Source organism: Acinetobacter sp. YH12135 (assembly GCF_013418565.1).
In the GTDB taxonomy this organism is placed as follows: Bacteria; Pseudomonadota; Gammaproteobacteria; order Pseudomonadales; family Moraxellaceae; genus Acinetobacter; species Acinetobacter towneri.
The window spans coordinates 15244-32784 of sequence record NZ_VPBU01000023.1 but is presented as its reverse complement, the minus strand read 5'-3'; the positions used below and the strand labels follow the sequence as shown (position 1 = coordinate 32784).

The 17541-nt window shown below is 42.1% G+C and carries 17 protein-coding genes; 2 read left to right on the top strand and 15 right to left on the bottom strand.

Annotated elements, in window-relative coordinates; all coding sequences use genetic code 11:
- Positions 1-130 precede the first annotated feature (130 nt).
- The 5 genes from FTU70_RS12030 to rpe form a co-directional block, all read right to left on the bottom strand.
- Positions 131-1192, bottom strand: a complete 1062-nt coding sequence (locus FTU70_RS12030; protein WP_004975253.1) for a cation transporter — start codon at positions 1190-1192, stop codon at positions 131-133.
- A gap of 122 nt (positions 1193-1314) precedes the next feature.
- Positions 1315-2250, bottom strand: a complete 936-nt coding sequence (locus FTU70_RS12025; protein ID WP_180060653.1) for a copper resistance protein B — start codon at positions 2248-2250, stop codon at positions 1315-1317.
- A complete protein-coding gene (locus FTU70_RS12020; RefSeq protein WP_180060652.1) occupies positions 2237-4282 on the bottom strand; it encodes a multicopper oxidase domain-containing protein in 2046 nt (681 codons plus the stop codon). Before FTU70_RS12020 ends, FTU70_RS12025 begins: the two co-directional genes overlap by 14 nt.
- Positions 4283-4327: 45 nt before the next feature.
- Positions 4328-4849, bottom strand: a complete 522-nt coding sequence (locus FTU70_RS12015; RefSeq protein ID WP_253105011.1) for a hypothetical protein — start codon at positions 4847-4849, stop codon at positions 4328-4330.
- Positions 4850-5275: 426 nt separating this feature from the next.
- Positions 5276-5962: a ribulose-phosphate 3-epimerase gene (gene rpe, locus FTU70_RS12010; protein WP_004975246.1), complete on the bottom strand. Its 687-nt coding sequence runs from the start codon at positions 5960-5962 to the stop codon at positions 5276-5278.
- 228 nt (positions 5963-6190) lie between these two features.
- Between rpe and FTU70_RS12005 the strand changes: the two genes are divergently transcribed.
- On the top strand, positions 6191-6475 hold the full coding sequence (locus FTU70_RS12005; protein ID WP_180060655.1) for a DUF2218 domain-containing protein: 285 nt from the start codon (positions 6191-6193) through the stop codon (positions 6473-6475).
- Between the two features lie 10 nt (positions 6476-6485).
- Here the strand turns inward: FTU70_RS12005 and FTU70_RS12000 are convergent, their stop codons facing one another.
- The 9 genes from FTU70_RS12000 to FTU70_RS11960 all read right to left on the bottom strand — a co-directional run bounded on the left by FTU70_RS12000 (position 6486) and on the right by FTU70_RS11960 (position 14854).
- Positions 6486-7517 (bottom strand): M48 family metallopeptidase, encoded by a 1032-nt coding sequence (locus tag FTU70_RS12000; protein WP_180060651.1) that lies wholly within the window; start codon positions 7515-7517, stop codon positions 6486-6488.
- A 14-nt stretch (positions 7518-7531) separates the two neighbouring features.
- Entirely contained in the window at positions 7532-8635 is a 1104-nt protein-coding gene (locus tag FTU70_RS11995; protein WP_180060650.1) for a YjgN family protein, read from the bottom strand.
- Positions 8636-8803: 168 nt separating this feature from the next.
- Entirely contained in the window at positions 8804-9643 is an 840-nt protein-coding gene (gene fghA, locus FTU70_RS11990) for an S-formylglutathione hydrolase (protein WP_180060649.1), read from the bottom strand.
- A gap of 18 nt (positions 9644-9661) precedes the next feature.
- The gene (locus tag FTU70_RS11985; protein ID WP_180060648.1) at positions 9662-11071 is read right to left on the bottom strand and encodes a C13 family peptidase; all 1410 of its coding nucleotides are present in this window, start codon (positions 11069-11071) and stop codon (positions 9662-9664) included.
- Between the two features lie 146 nt (positions 11072-11217).
- Complete coding sequence (locus FTU70_RS11980; protein ID WP_180060647.1) at positions 11218-12039, bottom strand: class I SAM-dependent methyltransferase; 822 nt, start codon at positions 12037-12039, stop codon at positions 11218-11220.
- Positions 12033-12857 (bottom strand): undecaprenyl-diphosphate phosphatase, encoded by an 825-nt coding sequence (locus FTU70_RS11975; protein ID WP_180060646.1) that lies wholly within the window; start codon positions 12855-12857, stop codon positions 12033-12035. Before FTU70_RS11975 ends, FTU70_RS11980 begins: the two co-directional genes overlap by 7 nt.
- 12 nt (positions 12858-12869) lie before the next feature.
- Positions 12870-13535, bottom strand: coding sequence for a tRNA (adenosine(37)-N6)-threonylcarbamoyltransferase complex dimerization subunit type 1 TsaB (tsaB, locus tag FTU70_RS11970; RefSeq protein WP_180060645.1), 666 nt, complete (start codon positions 13533-13535; stop codon positions 12870-12872).
- Positions 13536-13695: 160 nt separating this feature from the next.
- Complete coding sequence (locus tag FTU70_RS11965) at positions 13696-14226, bottom strand: gamma carbonic anhydrase family protein (protein WP_180060644.1); 531 nt, start codon at positions 14224-14226, stop codon at positions 13696-13698.
- Positions 14227-14257: 31 nt separating this feature from the next.
- Positions 14258-14854, bottom strand: coding sequence for a CoA pyrophosphatase (locus FTU70_RS11960; protein WP_180060643.1), 597 nt, complete (start codon positions 14852-14854; stop codon positions 14258-14260).
- Positions 14855-14977: 123 nt separating this feature from the next.
- Between FTU70_RS11960 and FTU70_RS11955 the strand changes: the two genes are divergently transcribed.
- Complete coding sequence (locus tag FTU70_RS11955) at positions 14978-15526, top strand: NUDIX hydrolase (RefSeq protein ID WP_026438436.1); 549 nt, start codon at positions 14978-14980, stop codon at positions 15524-15526.
- Positions 15527-15625: 99 nt separating this feature from the next.
- Here FTU70_RS11955 and FTU70_RS11950 read toward each other — a convergent pair whose 3' ends face one another.
- Positions 15626-17536, bottom strand: a complete 1911-nt coding sequence (locus FTU70_RS11950; RefSeq protein WP_180060642.1) for a flagellar protein FilF — start codon at positions 17534-17536, stop codon at positions 15626-15628.
- Positions 17537-17541: the final 5 nt, after the last annotated feature.

Genomic DNA, 17541 nt, shown 5'->3' with positions numbered 1-17541 from the left:
AGCATGAAATCAGGCCGTCCTGAAGATTTTTCTTGTCGAGTGTTCAGTCACTTTGACTATTTCTAAAAACCCAAACAAGGGAGGTCGTTCCTCCTGTTGCAATTTAAGCCACCGCGCAGCGATGATCCGTCTATTTTAAACTTAAAATTTTGCGCGCACCATTCAATACAAACATGGCCACAACTAAGCCAATAATCAGGTCTGGATAATTCGACCCTGTCAGCATCACCAAACCGCCCGCGATAATCACACCTAAATTCACAATCACATCATTGGCGGAAAAAATATAACTGGCTTGCATGTGGGTTCCACCATCTTTATGCCCTGAAATTAGCCATAAACAGGTGACGTTTGCCAGCAATGCCACAGCACCAATGACCATCATCAACATGGATTCAGGCTCACTGCCTAAGAAGAAACGGCGCAGGACATCAAAGATAACCAGTGCAGCCAAACCCAGTTGTACCCAACCAGACAAATGTGCAGCTTTGAGCTGTTTCTTGGCGGATTGACCCACGACAAATAAAGCCAAACCATACACGGCGGCATCGGCAAACATATCTAAGGAGTCAGCAATTAACCCAGTCGAAGATGCAATTAAACCTGCAATTAATTCCACCAAAAACATAGCGGCATTAATACCAAGCAAGGCATATAGCACTTTTTGTTGTGCAGCGCTGTTAGATACAGGCAGTTCAGTTTGTGTATTGGCTTCAGTCTGTTGCAACACAGCACCCAAACCCAATGCTTCTAATTTATGGGTAATTTCTGTGGCAGATTGGTTGCTGTGATAAACCTTTAAAAGTCGTGCAGGTGAATCAAAAGACAAGGCTGCAATATCATTATGATCTGCCAAAGCAATCCGCACCATTTGTTCTTCTGCGCCACAATCCATTTTAGGAATATGGTATGCACTCACCCACGGACTCAAAAGTTCCGAATCCAAAATTGTTGCTTTATCTGCCTTGGCAGTCGTTGCAGATGTACAGCTATTTTGATCAGCACAGCTTTTTTCTGTATCGCAAGACGAACCACAGCCTGTATCGCCACATGACTTGGAGTGTGTAGGCGCAGTTGCACAAGGCTGGTTTACATTTTTTTGCGTATCACAACCACAGCCAGTATTGTTTAGATTTTGGTTTTCTAAGTTTTTATCTTGATTCGATTGAGGATCTTGAGTTGATGAAGACATACGCCACACCCAAAAATACAATAGGCTCAGTATAAACCAAGCCTATGTATTTAGGGACAATCTATTCTATTTAGAAGCAGCAACGATCCATTGACTTAATCATTGATAAATACCCCTAATCATTAAAACCTGAAACGCAAGCCTATCGCATATAAGCCGCTCTGCTCGGAATCGGTTGCAGACTGCCAATCAGTGTGTTGATCACCTTTCGTATACTCATAACCTGCACTGATATACGGCATGATGTTCTTGCTGATTTCATAACGCATTTCCACACCCACAGCTGCGCGGTTGAGTCCTGTTTTTTTCGCATATTTGGCATCATCCTGCAGAATAACATCTACATCTAAATAAGGCTGTGCGATCAATTTCTGAGTCAATAACAGATCCCGTGTGGTTTCCAAACTCAAAGCCGCATATTGATCCTCACCCAAATAAAAATAAGCATCGGTTTCAAAAAAATATGGAGCTAAACCATGTAAGCCAAACACAGCGTCAAACTTATCTTCTCGGTCTGTTTGATGCTCTTGCTGATTCACTTCGTGTCGATAACGCACACCTGCTTGCACATCCCAAAAATCTGAAATCATACGACTGTATAACAACTTGGCATCATATTCAGTCGCTTGTGACTCTTGCTTATCGCTATGAATTTTCACAAACAACTTGTTTTCATCAGTTCCGATACGAGTTTGTAATTTAGATTTGAGCACTCCCTCGGCATGATCATTCACTTGCCATTGCGTATCTAAAGTGCTCACCGCGTACACCTGCGCACCATGTTCTTTACGATGATCGTGTGACTGCGACTCTTGCACGGACGAATCGGATTGATGCGATTGATGCGATTGATGCGATTGATGCGATTGATGCGATTGATGCGATTGATGCGATTGATGCGATTGATGCGATTGAGTATCAGCCTGAGCTGCAATTGTTGCAATCTCTGCTGAACTGGCATGTGCACTATGCACCTCTGTCGCTGCTAGCCCAACTGTACTGATGCAGCAGACAGAAATACTTAAAACTGTTTTCGCAAAAAGATTAATGTTGTGCATGTGCTGCTCCTTTTTGCGCTGTCGCTGAAGGGGTTTGAGTGGCTTGAATTGCTGTGGTTGAAAGCGGTTCATTTTCACTCACCTGCGCTACAATCAATTTATTCATCATTCCCGCGCTCATGTGATAGAGCAAATGACAATGTATTGCCCATTCACCTAATTCATCTGCAGTAAGCAGTGCAGTTACAGTTTGACCTGGCGGCACAATTAAGGTGTGTTTATTCGGCATTTCTGCTGCCGTTTGACCATTTTCCAACTGCATAAACATGCCATGTAAATGCATTGGATGTGCCATCATGCTGTCATTGATAAATTTAATCCGAATACGCTCACCATATTTCACCTTGAGTGGTGTGGCATCACTAAATTTCTTACCGTTGATTGTCCAGATATAACGCTCCATCGTACCGCCTAAACGCACGACCAATTCACTGCTTGGTTCACGTGTATCTGCTTGTGGCTGCAGCGATTTCAAATCTTCATAGTGCAAGGCTTTATGCCCCGCGGGTGTAGAAGCATTTGCCCATCCATATACCACCGCATTTTTGTGTTCTGTTGAAGGCATGCCATGTTGTGTATGCGTATTTTCAGACATTGTTGCATGGTTCATCTTGGAATGATCCATTTCCGACATTACCGCATGATTCATCTTGGAATGATCCATTTCTGACATCGCTACATGGTTCATCTTGGAATGATCCATTTCCGACATCGCTGCATGATTCATCTTGGAATGATCCATCTCCGACATTGCTGCATGGTTCATCTTGGAATGATCCATTTCCGACATCGCTGCATGGTTCATCTTGGAATGATCCATATCCGACATCGCTGCATGGTTCATTTTGGAATGATCCATTTCAGACATCGCTGCATGATTCATTTTTGGGTGATCCATTTCAGACATCGTTGCATGGTTCATCTTGGAATGATCATCGCCTGAATGCTCTGTAGCATGCCCCATATCTTGCATGGTGAGTAAAGCACGCGGGCGCGCTGCAGGGAGCTGTAGATTTGATGTTGCAGAATGAAGTTCACTCTGCAAGCTACCCACAGCAAAACCTGAGCGGTCTATTGATTCCGCTTCAATTTGATAATGCGCTGCTTGAGGTTCAACAATCACATCGTAGGTTTCTGCAGTGCCGATACGAAATTCATCCACAGTAACAGGTTTGACTGGCTGACCATCGGCACTGACCACTGTCATTTTTAAGTTTGGAATCCGCACATCATAAAACGACATGGCAGAGGCATTGATAAAACGTAAACGCACTTTTTCATTTGGCTTAAATACACCTGTCCAGTTCTGTTCAGGTGTCTTGCCATTCATTAAAAAAGTATAGCCTGTGACATCGGAAAGGTCGGTTTTCAGCATGCGCATCTGATTCCACATTTTGCGGTCTGACCATGTGGCTTTTAGCCCATCACGCTGTACTTGACGCCAAACATCACCTAAGGTTTCACGCTGATTTTGATAAAACTCGGCTGAAATTTTTAAATCTTTCTGAATTTGATTGCTAGATTTTTCATGAAAATCTGACAGCATCACCACATAATCACGATCTGTGTATTCATGTGCGTTTACGGCTGGCTTGGCTTTAGGATGAATCACCAAAGAGCCGTATAGACCATCTTGTTCCTGACCTTTGGAATGTGCGTGATACCAATAGGTACCACTTTGACGTACTTTAAATTGATAAACAAAATGTCCTTGTGGCTTAATCCCTTGAAAACCATTAAATCCAGGCACACCATCCATCAAACCGGGCAACAATAAACCATGCCAGTGAATAGATGAGTCCTGATTTTTTAATTGATTATTAACGTGAATTACCGCCTCATCGCCTTCTTCAAATTCGAGTGCAGGCGCGGGAAATTGTCCATTGACTGTAATACGTTGAACAGGTTTTCCCGTGATATTGACCGTTTGTTCTGCAATGGTCAGGTGATATTCCTTGACCGCAGCAAATGCAGAACTCGAACACAATGCACAGACTGTTAAAAACAGCGCAGGCTGATAAAATTTAGACATGACTTAATCCTTAAAATAAAACGTAAAGGTGTTTTGAATTCAGGATTAAGCTTTGGGTGGACGTAAAATTTGCTGCCAATGCCCAAGTAAATGTTGAGCTTGATAAGCAGGCAATAGAATATTGACCGATGTAAATGCTATAGGTTGAATCAGTTCAGGGACTTGCACATTCAACACACTGTTTAAGCTTTGACAATGCAACTGCGCACAGTCCTGACAATTCGTCTTTGCAGTAGAAAAATCAGCCGAGCCATAACAATCTGCCGCATTTAAATCGGTATCCGTTGCGGATGTGTGCTGACTGAGATGATGGTTGGCCTTGGCATCATGCCCAGATATATGCTGCTTGGTTTCAGGATACGTTTGTAAAGCTGTGGTATGACAATCTGGTAAAGATGTCATTTCACTCGCTGCGGTTGCAGAATGTCGAATCTCAGACCCTGCTGCCTGATTTGACATCATCCAATCATGTGCAGGTTTTACCGCAGCACTAACAATACCACTCCACCCTATGACAAATGCCATCAGGACAACAAACCACATTTGATTGTAGGGTTGAGTCAGCACTAAATAAATTCCTGAGTATGAAAGATGCAGACCTGAACTTGCACAAGAATTGAACATTTTTGCCAAGTACAATCCACAATCTGCAATGCACTCAATATAATTCAAGCCCCACTTATACACAATATCTTCTGCATTGAAAAACAGAGTGAATCCGTGCGATTTAAAAGCCAACTAAAACAATCAAGTTATATATTAAGCAACTTATTTTTATAATTAACTGAGTAAATACTCAATAAATTCAGTGTATTTAAAATAAACAAAAAGGATTCGACTGAATCCTTTTTATACTTATTTTGTATAAGTCATAAACAATTGATGTACAAATGTTTATAAATTAATCGGCTTATCCATAGTGTTATCAACATAGATATCCATACGGTTATCTACAAAGTTATCCACAGCATAAGCACTTGTGATTGTAGAAATTTATACTTCGACTGCGCCAACTTTTGCCAATTCAGCACGCATTTCATCAATCACCGTTTTATAGTCTGGCTTGCCAAAAATTGCTGAGCCTGCAACAAACATATCTGCGCCCGCTTCTGCAATTTCACGAATATTGGCAGGTCCCACACCACCATCGACTTCTAAACGGATATCACGACCTGAAGCATCAATAATTTGACGTGCCTGACGTAATTTCTCTAAAGTCATTGGAATGAATTTTTGCCCACCAAAACCAGGGTTCACACTCATGAGTAAAATCTGATCAACTTTATCAAGTACATAATCTAAATAATGCAGCGGTGTAGCAGGGTTAAAGACCAAACCCGCTTTTGCCCCACCCGATTTAATCAGTTGCAATGAACGGTCAATATGCTCTGAAGCTTCAGGATGGAACGTGATAATGTCTGCGCCCGCTTCTAGAAAATCACCAATCATGCGGTCTACAGGTTTTACCATTAAGTGCACATCAATTGGTGCAGTAATACCATAGTTTTTCAATGCCTTACATACACCTGCACCGAAAGTTAAATTCGGTACATAGTGATTATCCATCACATCAAAATGCACCACATCGGCACCTGCCTGAAGTACATTTTCCACTTCTTCGCCTAGACGAGCAAAATCTGCAGATAAAATAGACGGCGCAATTAAATAAGGCTTGGACATGGGAGAACCTAGCTAAATATTGGGATTGTGGCGCATTATAGCAAAGACTGCTTGGTGTGGTGGATTCTGTTACGATTGGATCATTCAGTTCGATGATTCAGGTCGATCAGCCAATTTGATAATTCTATCTCCGCAACGCTCTGTTGCAGCACTCCACTGTTCTTTCAGTCTGGCTTTGTATAGTAAAGGTCTTTACTCATTTGAACAAAATGCTGGTTTCAACAGATGATGAACAGTTCTGCCCATATTCAAACAACGCAAGCAAGCCGTATTGCCAAGCGTCTACTCAACCACTGGAAACATAAATTTGACGTTGCAGAAAGCGCAACCCAATACCAAATTATGATGCCAACAAGTGCCACAATTCTACTTATACCCCAAACACATGAGCTTGTAGTTGAAATTCAGGTAAAAAATACTGAAACAGATTTAAGTTACCTCGAACAAGTCGTGCTTGATCATTTAAGTCGTATGGGACAAACAGAATTGAGCGCGGTTTGGCAACGGTACTAACTGTTTCATGTTAAGGCGCTAAACGCTGCGTTTGTTCAAAATCCTTAACCGCTTGAATACGTTTTTGTGTTGCAGGATGGCTTTGTAAAAAATCCAAAGGGCTTTTGGCGGTGTCTTCACCTGCATCTTCTGCCAAACGCTCCAGAAAATGGGCAAAATGAATGGTTGGAATGCCCTGAGCATGCATCGTATTTAAAGCATAATAATCTGCTTCAGATTCAAAATTACGTGAATAATTTGCCCCCACGAGCGCCACAGGCAAGGTCGAAACTAAATCTGTACCATCTCCTGTAATCGCGAGCAAAATAATACTAAACCCTAAGCTCGATAAAGCCTGTTGCAAGCTGTGTCGTTCTACCAAATGCCCTTGTTCATGTGCCAACACGCCAATGATTTCCTGATCATTCTCCGCCAATTCCACCAATTCATCGGTCAAAATAATGGTGTTATTCGGAATTGCCAGAGCATTCGCGCCTAAGCGATCACCTTGTCGAAACAGCACTTTGGCAGGTGTATCTCCTGCAATAAGCTGTCGATAATCTGTTAGAATTTTCTGCTGACGCGCTGCGGGCAGTTGGCTTGGCGCTGTCATGTCTAAGATATAACGCTCTGCTTCATCACCAATTTGCTTTAAGGTATTCGCAGGTAACTGAAAAGCAACGTATTTGGATGCACTTGGGATGCCCCATTGCACTGTGGCAAATACCATCAACAACACAAAAACCAGACTAAATACAATTAGGCTTGGCGTACGTTCCAATTTCCAAATAGAATGCTGCACCTGTTTATTTCGCAGTTGAAACCACTCAGGCAAGGCTTGGGAAAATTCAATACGCGCATCATCTTTAAGTTCAATGACAGGTTGAATTTTACCTAGTGCACCCACCAACATCATGTCTTGATAATGATAACGTCGTTGTTGCTGTAAATTTTCACCGTAGCGGATGAGTACCGACTGAGCATCTACAGGAGAGATTTTGGCAGCCCATGGTTTAGACACTACACCATCATAAAACACTACATCCACGACCTGTGCCGCCATATTCCTCTCCTAGTTTACAGCGATACATCAATATCAAAAATATCACTGATTTCTTCTGCAAGTGCGCTATATTCAGCCTGCAGTTTATTGATCATCAAATCTGGATCATTTTTTAAATGTAGACTTAAAGACTCAACCTGATAGCGATATAAACGAATGGCTGCCCATGGGGTCATTAAACCCAAACTCAGAACTTTCACAATCCAATTGGTCACCACAATCCAAGTATAGTGCCACTGTCCGCAATCGGTCTGAAATTCACTACGACTGATACTGGTATTGTTCCATGTGGTGATAAAAATTCGCGCCGACATTAATGGCCAAATTAAAAACAACCCCAACAGATAAACCGCTACAAATAACCAAACCAACTGCGTAGGATTGCGACTCAACTGTCCTGCCAAAGCCAACATCATCCCGACAGCAAGCAAAATGCCAAAGAACAATAAAATAGGCATATACATCGCGCGCATATAAGCAGGCCAATCTGCTTTCAGCTTAAATTTAAGCTGCCCTGCATATAAATGGTCTAGGCAATAGCGCTTATACATCCACACCAACACAGGAAAAAATAAGCCCAAAGTAAACAAATTAATTACGATACATTTTAAAAATACCCAATAGGCTTCTTTGTTACTGCCTGAAAAATAAAAACGCGCATTGCCAAATTTACTATTTCGCGCCTTAAAACGGATGGTCGCTCGAATCAACCACGGCACAGCCAAATATAAAACCACCACGCCAATAACCATGGCTTTGACTGAATAATTGGAAATCACCGAGATCGCAACATAAATTCCGATGGCAATTAAACGCCCTAATAAAATTTTATGTGGGATGCCCGTGAAATCAAAACGACGTTTGATTAATTCGGTATTGCCATAAAAGTAGCGCAAACGACGTACTTTTGCCCACGGTGCATACAGCCCAAAGGTCACGATCATCAACAAAATATTGACAATCCAAATACCAAAATACTCTGAGGCGCTACCATGAAACTGAAAATGATGAATCCGTCCAAGTAATGGATTCCGTGCGGGTGGCGTTGTCGGTTCCACTGGAAAAAACGGGGAAGATGGCGTTGCTTGTTGTGGTGAATCCCATTCTGAATTGTGCATGTGATGCCTTATTTATTTTATTGTGCGGTCGTTATTTTACCCAGACACTCAAACCCAAATGAGCAATGTTTCCAAATGGTAAAAAAGCAAGTCTTCAACATTCTAATAAAAAGTGAACAACTTGCCTAGAAAAGTTTAAAAATCAATGCGTAAAATTGAGTACTTGGCTTAGTCCGCTTGCAATTGTACCGCATGGAATTGCAAATGCTGATCTATAAAGCTTTGAATGAAATAATAGCCATGATCATAGCCTGCATGTTCCCGCAAACTCAATTTTTGCCCAACCGCATCGCAAGCTTGCTGAAATAATGCAGGATTGAGCTGACTGTAGAATTGATCTTTCAATCCCTGATCAATCAAAATTTCACTGAACAATGCACCTTTGGCCTGCACCAAAGCAGTCGCATCGTGCTGTAACCATACTTGCTGATCTGTACCTAAATAATTCGAAAACGCTTTTTCACCCCACGGGCATTGGCTTGGCGCACAAATCGGAGCAAAAGCAGACACTGACTTAAATTTTTCAGGATATTTAAACGCGAGGGTCAATGCACCATGACCGCCCATACTGTGCCCCATGATGCCAAGTTGCTGTGCCTGAATTGGGAACTGTTGCAGTACCAATTGATAAAGCTCATCGGCGACAAACGTTTCCATTTGATAATGTGTCGCCCACGGTGCTTGTGTCGCATTGATATAGAAACCTGCACCCTGTCCAATATCCCAATGGTCGCCTTTAGCAACAGCCTCACCACGTGGTGAAGTATCTGGACTAATCAAGATTAGTCTCAATTGTGCTGCCATGTGCTGCGCATGTGCTTTAATCGCAAAGGTTTCTTCGTTACAAGTTAAACCCGCTAAAAAAAATACCGCAGGACACGCCTGCCCAGCCAAAGCTTGTTCTGGTAAAAAAATGCCAAACTGAGTTTCAGTCTGTAAAGCATTTGAATGAAAACGATAAATCCGTTGCTCACCCTCAAAACAGCGGTTGCTCTGAATTAACTCCATCACCCTCTCCTCTTTGGCTTATTGAACAGATTGCGCACTCAATTGAATTTCAGCCGATGTTGCAACACTTTTTTGAGGAAACAAACGCTGCTCTAATTGTGGCAACATCAATTCCATATTTTTACCAATTGCCCATTGTGGCTCTGAAGGTTCAAAACCTTGCGCTTGCTCCCATTTCGCCACAGTCACTTTGGCTTCATTAAAAGCATTAGCAAAAGAGTTTTGTTCACGCATAGCCTGATCAAAAAAGGCACGGCCAAAATAGGTATAGTCAGCTTCGTTTGAACAGCCAAACGACTCACGATCTGCTGCCGATGCAGTAATCACCAAGGTATTATCATCTTGCAAGGCGGATACAAAGCTACCTGAATAACAAGCTGAAATGACAATCACACGCCAACGAATACCCGATTTATCCAAAGTATCACGCAGCCATTTCGGATCGACCTGATTTAAGTCGAGTGGCGCATTTTCAATTTCAAAATGATCTTTTAAACCGTGTGAGGTCATATATAAAAACAGCACATCACTTTCACGGTTCATGCGTTGCCCAATACGGCGCAGCGCCAATTCAATACTGGTTTGCGAGGCAATTGGAATTACATTGCGGGTCATTGGGTTATTAATAAGCACCATCGAACGCCCAAAAGTGCCAAAACGAGTATCAAACTGTTCACGAATGCGCTCAATTTCAGACATAAATACGTCTTGATAGCTCGCCCCTGCAACGCCTAAAAAGTACCAATGCGATTGGGCAAATTCCCCATATTGAATACTGTCTAAAGCTTTATTCAGTACACGGCTTTGTGCATAAAAAGCTTCTTCGCTTAAACTTGGTGGAACTTCTTCTACTTTCCAAATAGGCTGACTTTTCACTGACATTTGCCAAACCACCAAAGTGAATAAGGTCGCCAAAACAATCAGTGCACGTTCCCACCACGGCCAATGCAGCTCACGTGAAAACACCCACACCACGGCCAAGCTTTGCCAAACAAACAGCACCATAAAAATGGTAGGCAAATAGTCATACAACACATATGGCAAGACATCTATCATGCCCATGTATTGAATCAAGCTTTGTAATAAAGCAACGTGAGTATCTAATACTAACCACAACAAAGCAGGGACTAACAATAAACGCGGGTTATTGACACGCTGAGAAAGAATGATTCCGACAATTAAGGCAATAAAGGGCCACAAAGCATAACTAACCAACCCCTGTGGGTTAAATTCCCCCACTTCTCCCGCCACCAACCAACTGAATAAGGTATTGGCAAGACCGCCTAAAATCCCCCAAAAAATCAGTTGTAAGATAGAAGGACGAATAATTTGCAAAGAGCGTCGCGAACCCAAAAATAACCAAACGCCCGCGGCTTGGTTGCTTTTAAAATCGTGCCAAAAATTAATGGAGGGTTTGAAGTCAATCATAGGATTCTGTTAATCGCAGCTCGCGTTTCCACACTCCAAGTTTATGCTTGTCGTCGTAATTATCAATTGTCAATTTTAACTATATAACAAATCTTTGCGCATTATAGAAGCATTGAACGCCTTGCCACTGCTTTAGTGGTAGAAATCTACCCGTTGTTCAAATTTGCTTGGAAATAAGCATCAAATCGGCAAGCATCGCCCTGCCATTGATATATTGTTTCCTGCCCCGCCAAAAATACTGCTAAACGTGGACGCTTCACCACAACACGTTTGGCAATTTGCTGTGCCAAACCCAGTAAATGATCACCTAAATCCATTTCGCCATCTTCAGGTAACAGCAAATGTAATAACTGCATTTGTTTTTTGACTTGAGCCTGCTTTTTCTGTGCCTGTTGATGTTGATCACGCTGCGGAAACATCGGATCTAAATACACCACATCAACCACTTTGCCCTGTGCCGCACAGTTGCGTAAATAATATGCTGAATCTGTAAAAACCAATTGGATACGAGCAACAACACTTGCTAAAAAAGGATCATCTGCGGCTTGACGTTTAGCATCTTCCAACAAAGTAAAAAGAATCGGATGACGTTCCAACAACGTGACCTGAGCACCCAAATGTGCCATGAGCAAGCTATCATGTCCTAATCCTGCCGTAGCATCAATCAGGCTTGGTTTTTCCAACAAATTACAGGCACGGGCAATCATTTCCGATTTTAACGAGGCACGCTTTAACCGCCCAATTTCAGCTTTCCAATCGGGTTGCATTTTCATGCCATTGGCACACAACCACAGCCCTTCAGCATCGACACACAATGCCAACTCAGGGTTCAAACGCAAAAAACGCGCATTGAGTTTTTCTACTTTTTCAATGCGCGTTTGCACGCCTCTAGACAAAAGCACAGCAGAATAATGCTGTGCTTGAGTGAGACACTTGGCTTCGGTATATAAGCGAAGTTCGCTTACCATAGTTTCCAGCCTGTGAATGCGAACAATAAAATGATTAAACCTGAAGCAATACGATACCAAGCAAAAATCATAAAATCACGCTTAGCCACATACGCCACCAATGCACGAATTAACAAAAGTGCGGAAACAAAAGAAACGATGATCCCGAAGCTGAGCACGGTCCAATCTTCGGTGGTTTGGAATACATCATAGCTTTGGTACAAGTCGAGTAAGCCTGCACCAATAATGACAGGAATCCCCAAAAAGAAGGAAAACTCAGTTGCCGCTTTACGCGATACACCCAAGAACATCGCGCCAATAATAGTTGCACCTGAACGCGAAGTCCCCGGAATCAGCGACAATACCTGAATTAGACCAATCCAAATAGCATCTCGGTAAGTTAGTTCTTCAACCTCATGGGCACGTACTTGTGGTGGATGTTTTTCAATCCACATAATGATAAAGCCGCCAATAATCAAACCAATCGCCACGGCAACATCATTAAAGAGTAATTCTTTTACAGTCTGCCCAAAGGTCAATCCAATCAGAATAATTGGAATAGATGCCATAATCAGACCAAAGCCCAAGCGTCGACCTTTTTCTTCGCCTGTAAACATACCTGTGGCTGCGCCCCATAGACGTGCCCAATACTCATATATGACCGCTGCAATTGCCCCCATTTGAATGGCAATTACAAATACATCACTTTTTTCTTTGGTCCAAAAGTCCATTAGCTCTGCAGCTAGAATCAAATGTCCTGTGCTAGAAATGGGGAGAAATTCGGTAATCCCTTCTACGATACCCATAATTGCCGCTTTGAGCAGCAGTAAAAGATCCATAAATAACCCTAATTATGCCTTGCCTTGTTCTGGAATTTTTTTCCAAGCATTGTCACGTAAATAGACAGGCAATGCTTGTTCTGCGCTGACCCATTGCTGTTGCTGTGCACAGACGCGTGCAATAGTAGCAATATCTTGTGCGCTTGCACTTAAGCCTTTGTATTGTATTTGTTCTTGATCAATCAGACCCGCCCCAGAACCGACCAATTGAAAGCGAACCGCCTGTGCAGCATCGCTATAATTCAATAATTGTTCCTGATCAATCGCCTGCATAATTCCTTGTGCATCTAGCTCATAACTGGCGATATACACTTCATTCATGCGTGCATCCAACACAGCAGTAACTGCAGTTAATCCTTCAAGACGATAAGCCGCTTGCGCCAATGCCTGCAAAGTCGATACAGGAATTACAGGTACATCATGTGACCACGCCAAAGCTTGCGTCACTGCAGCATTAATTCGCACACCGCTAAAAGAACCCGGACCACGGCTAAAGGCAATTGCAGTTAGCTCGGCTGTACTGATTTGAGTTTCAGCAAAGCCTTGCTCAATCATCGGTAAGATGGTTTGCGTTTGTGCTTTTGCTCGCGCATCTAATTGAAAAAAAAGTTCCTGTGTTTCATCTACTATCGAAACGGAACACTGCTCATTGGCAGTTTCCAATGCCAGCAATTTCATGCACAACCTTCAAGAATTAAATATCAAAAATTGGCGTTATGATACTCCACTCCTGAAATTCAAGCGAGGTTTTACACGTACCAGATTGCAATTCCTGCGTATAAAATTCTAAGTCATTACAGCGAAAATATGCGTTTGACTGTACGATGCAAATTCAATTTTAAAGTGTGCAAGGTTCTAGGTTTACAAAATGTTGAAAATGTTCAGCATAGTGTAGCGCACTCATTTTTAAACGTGCTTCAGCAGACTCATCCAAAGTCTTAACTACTTTACCGGGAGAACCCATCACCACAGAATTATCGGGAATCACTTTCCCTTCAGGAATTAAAGCATTGGCACCAATAATACAGTTTTTACCAATCACCGCATGATTCAGCACCACTGCATTAATACCAATCAGGGTGTTATCGCCCACGGTACAACCATGTAACATCGCCAGATGTCCAATAGTCACATAATCACCAATCTGCATTTCAATACCTGCATCGGTGTGCAAAACAGCATTTTCCTGAACATTACTAAAATTACCCAATTTGATTTTACTGTTATCGGCACGTACCACAGCCCCAAACCAAATACTGACTTTCTGTCCCAACTCAACCTGACCAATGACCGTGGCATTATCCGCCACCCAACCATCCCACGGTTGCTGCATTGCTTTCGGGGCATATCCTTTAAATTTATACAACATGGTTCCTTCCTATCTTCACATCAAAATTTTTCTATTTCTTAAATGTTGGTGAATTTAACAAAAACGGCCATTCTTTACGATAATCCAAACCGTATTCAAATAAAGACACTAACATCCGTGCTGTTAAGCCCCAAACTACTTCATCTTCAACCTGCATGCTCGGAAAATATAATTTTTGTTGTGCAAAGCTCACTTCATACGGCATCGGTGGCGCTTCCATCAAGTGTTGTAAAGAGGCAAAAAAGATGCGATCAATTTCTGAAGGTTGTGGAATTAGTTCTACTTTTGGGGGAATCAGCCCCACCACAGGTTTAACCAACATTCCATTACGGGCTTTTTGCATTGGCAAATCACCAATCAACTGTACTTCAAATGGATTTAATGCGGTTTCTTCCTGTGCTTCGCGCAATGCCACCACAATATTACTGGTATCTTGCGGATCGCGTTTGCCACCAGGGAAAGACACCTCACCCGCGTGATTATTGAGTAAGGTAGAACGGCGGGTTAGCAATACCTTTGGATCAGACTCGTCGGTAATGGCAATCAATACCGCTGCATGCGCTTCCATGAACGTTTTAGAAAAGCGCAAACGTTGCTGTAATAGATGCGTGAGCGAATGATCAATCATGCCTTATAATTCTCCTTGTCTAAGTTTTCATCATAGCTGAAATAGGTGGGCAATAGATAGAGAGGATGCCAAAGTTGAAATTTTCAGTTATTCTGAGAACTCCCTTCAACAATGACGATCACTATGAACTTTTGTGGAAATTGTGGACAAAAAACAACAACGAAAATTCCGCTTGGCGATCAGCAATTACGTCAAGTGTGTAGCGCATGTGGCAATATTCACTATGTCAATCCAAAAGTCATTTGTGGTGCATTGGTCGTTTGGGAAAATAAAGTATTGTTGTGTCGTCGTGCAATTGAACCACGCTATGGTTTGTGGACTTTACCCGCAGGCTATATGGAAATGTTTGAAACCATGGAGCAAGGTTCTGCCCGTGAAACCCGCGAAGAAGCCGAAGCGGAAATTGAAATCGAACAACTTTATTGCATGTATAACATTCCACGGATTGGGCAAATTTATGTGCTGTTCAAAGCTCAATTGTTGAATGGTCAATTTGGTGCGGGTGAAGAAACCATCGAATCACGTTTGTTTAGTGAAGATGAAATTCCGTGGTCTGAATTGGCGTTCCCAAGTGTAGAACGTACTTTACAGCACTACTTTGCAGATCGAAAAAACAATCATTTCACGACCCATTTAGAAACCTTAGGTTCACGTACCGATCACACGGGTTAACCCCCACATGATGTTCATTTGAATCAACCTGAAATCCGAATAAAAATAGCCCACTCTCGCAGTGGGCTATTTTCATCTAGATGTCACCTAAAATGAATGCTAAGTCCGCACTTTATTTGGGTTATAACACTCAGCAACATCTAGACTTACAACTCCACCTTGAGCTTTCACCAAAGCTTTATCTGCATCGGTTGCTAAAGTTGGGTTCTGAGCCACATAAGTTGCTAGTTGCGCATGATAAATATTGCTCCACTTCACTGCTGAGCCATTAAAATCAGACAAAGTAATACGTGTAGAGTTGGCAGCAACTAAATTGCCTATATTAGCGCGTGCACCACCCACCACTTGGCCATTCCCACCTTCAACCGCTTCAATTTTGGTATTCAAACCAATGACTGCGCCATCAAGTTTATTAAATTTTGGATTGGCTAAAATCATACGCAAAGTGACTGCTTTATTGTCAATATCGGTTGCACCTAACACACCAATACGGTATTGCTGCACACCATTTGTATCAACATATTCAGCAGCAGACTGACGAATTGCTGCACATTGACCAGACATATCGGTTGCTGTGGCATTTGGTGCTATATCTGTACGAATATTGCCATCCTCATCTAAAACAATACCTAATTTGATGGTATCTGTCGTCGTTCCACCATCAAAATTAAAGGTCAAGGTTGCATAAATTGGGAAAATATAGCGACTGCCTAAAGGTACATTTTTCTGAGTTTTAAAAACACGATTATCCAAAAAGTTCACAGAAAAGAATTTATAGGCATCAAAAGATCCTTTGAACTGATCGGTGCCTATGGTTTGTTGCCATTGACCATAATCTGCAGGATTTGCTGTTGTAGATTTGGTCAATAATTTATAAAAACCTTCCGTACCCGCAATTAAATAATCATTAAATACCTTACCTTGGATTATTTTAAAATCATCAGACGCATTTTCATTCACACTAAAATGGAATGGCCCCTGAATACGTTTATTCAATGGGTTAACCCATGTGGTTTGTGCTGATGCCACCATTCGCTCAGGACGAACTTTACGAATCAATTCACCACTCACCGTTAAAATTGGGTTGGTGGTGTTTGCAGACACTGTACCTTTCCATTGCATACCATAACCGAAGGTATATCCAGAACGGTCTGTGATCAGTTGATATTGCCCAATGAGGTGTTTCAAATCTGCGACCGTAGATTTACAGTCTGCCAAATTACAGCCATATAAACCTTGTGGCAATTGTGAATCTTCTTTGGCTAAAATTGGATAGTTGGCTTGATAAGATGCCGAGTTATTCATATAAACCAAGGTGTTTAATGCTTGATAAGCATCATCTTGAGACACCTGTGACACATCTACCCATGGGCGTAAAATACTGGCATAAGCCCCTGAACGATAATCCCCAACGTCAACGGACTCAGCAATACTTGCCAATTGTTCTTTTTTAAGGGGCGTAATTGTTAAAGGCTGAATATCACCAGCAATCGTTCCTCCACCCTCAACAGAAAGTGCTTGTAGCAAACGTACAATTGCAGTCGCGACCTGTATTGTTTCGTCGCTACTACTCAAACTCGTTGCTTGGCGTCCTGTTAATCCACGTGCCATATCAAGCACACTTAAACGTGGATAACCCGCACCTGCAGTACTGACCATTCCAATATCAGACAATGACACTGTTCCTAAGTCTATATATTGATTGGTCTTTTCCTGAATAAAGAAGTGGACTTTATCTCCTTCACTACATTTACCTGTTGCCGCATTACTTTTCGGCTCAATCATAGTGATGTAGGTTTTACTGGTATCACTGCTACAGGTAAAATTCAAACCATCCACAGGATAATCCAATGCAAATTCCACACAGTTTTTTGCTGTACTGGCACAACTTCCATTGATATACGGCACAGCATTCGGCTCTGGATTAATATTGGCACTTTCTCCACCACAGCCACTCAATGCCGCCATCAATGCTGTCGTTGCAAAAGGTAAAATATGTCTTGTTTTCATCCTGA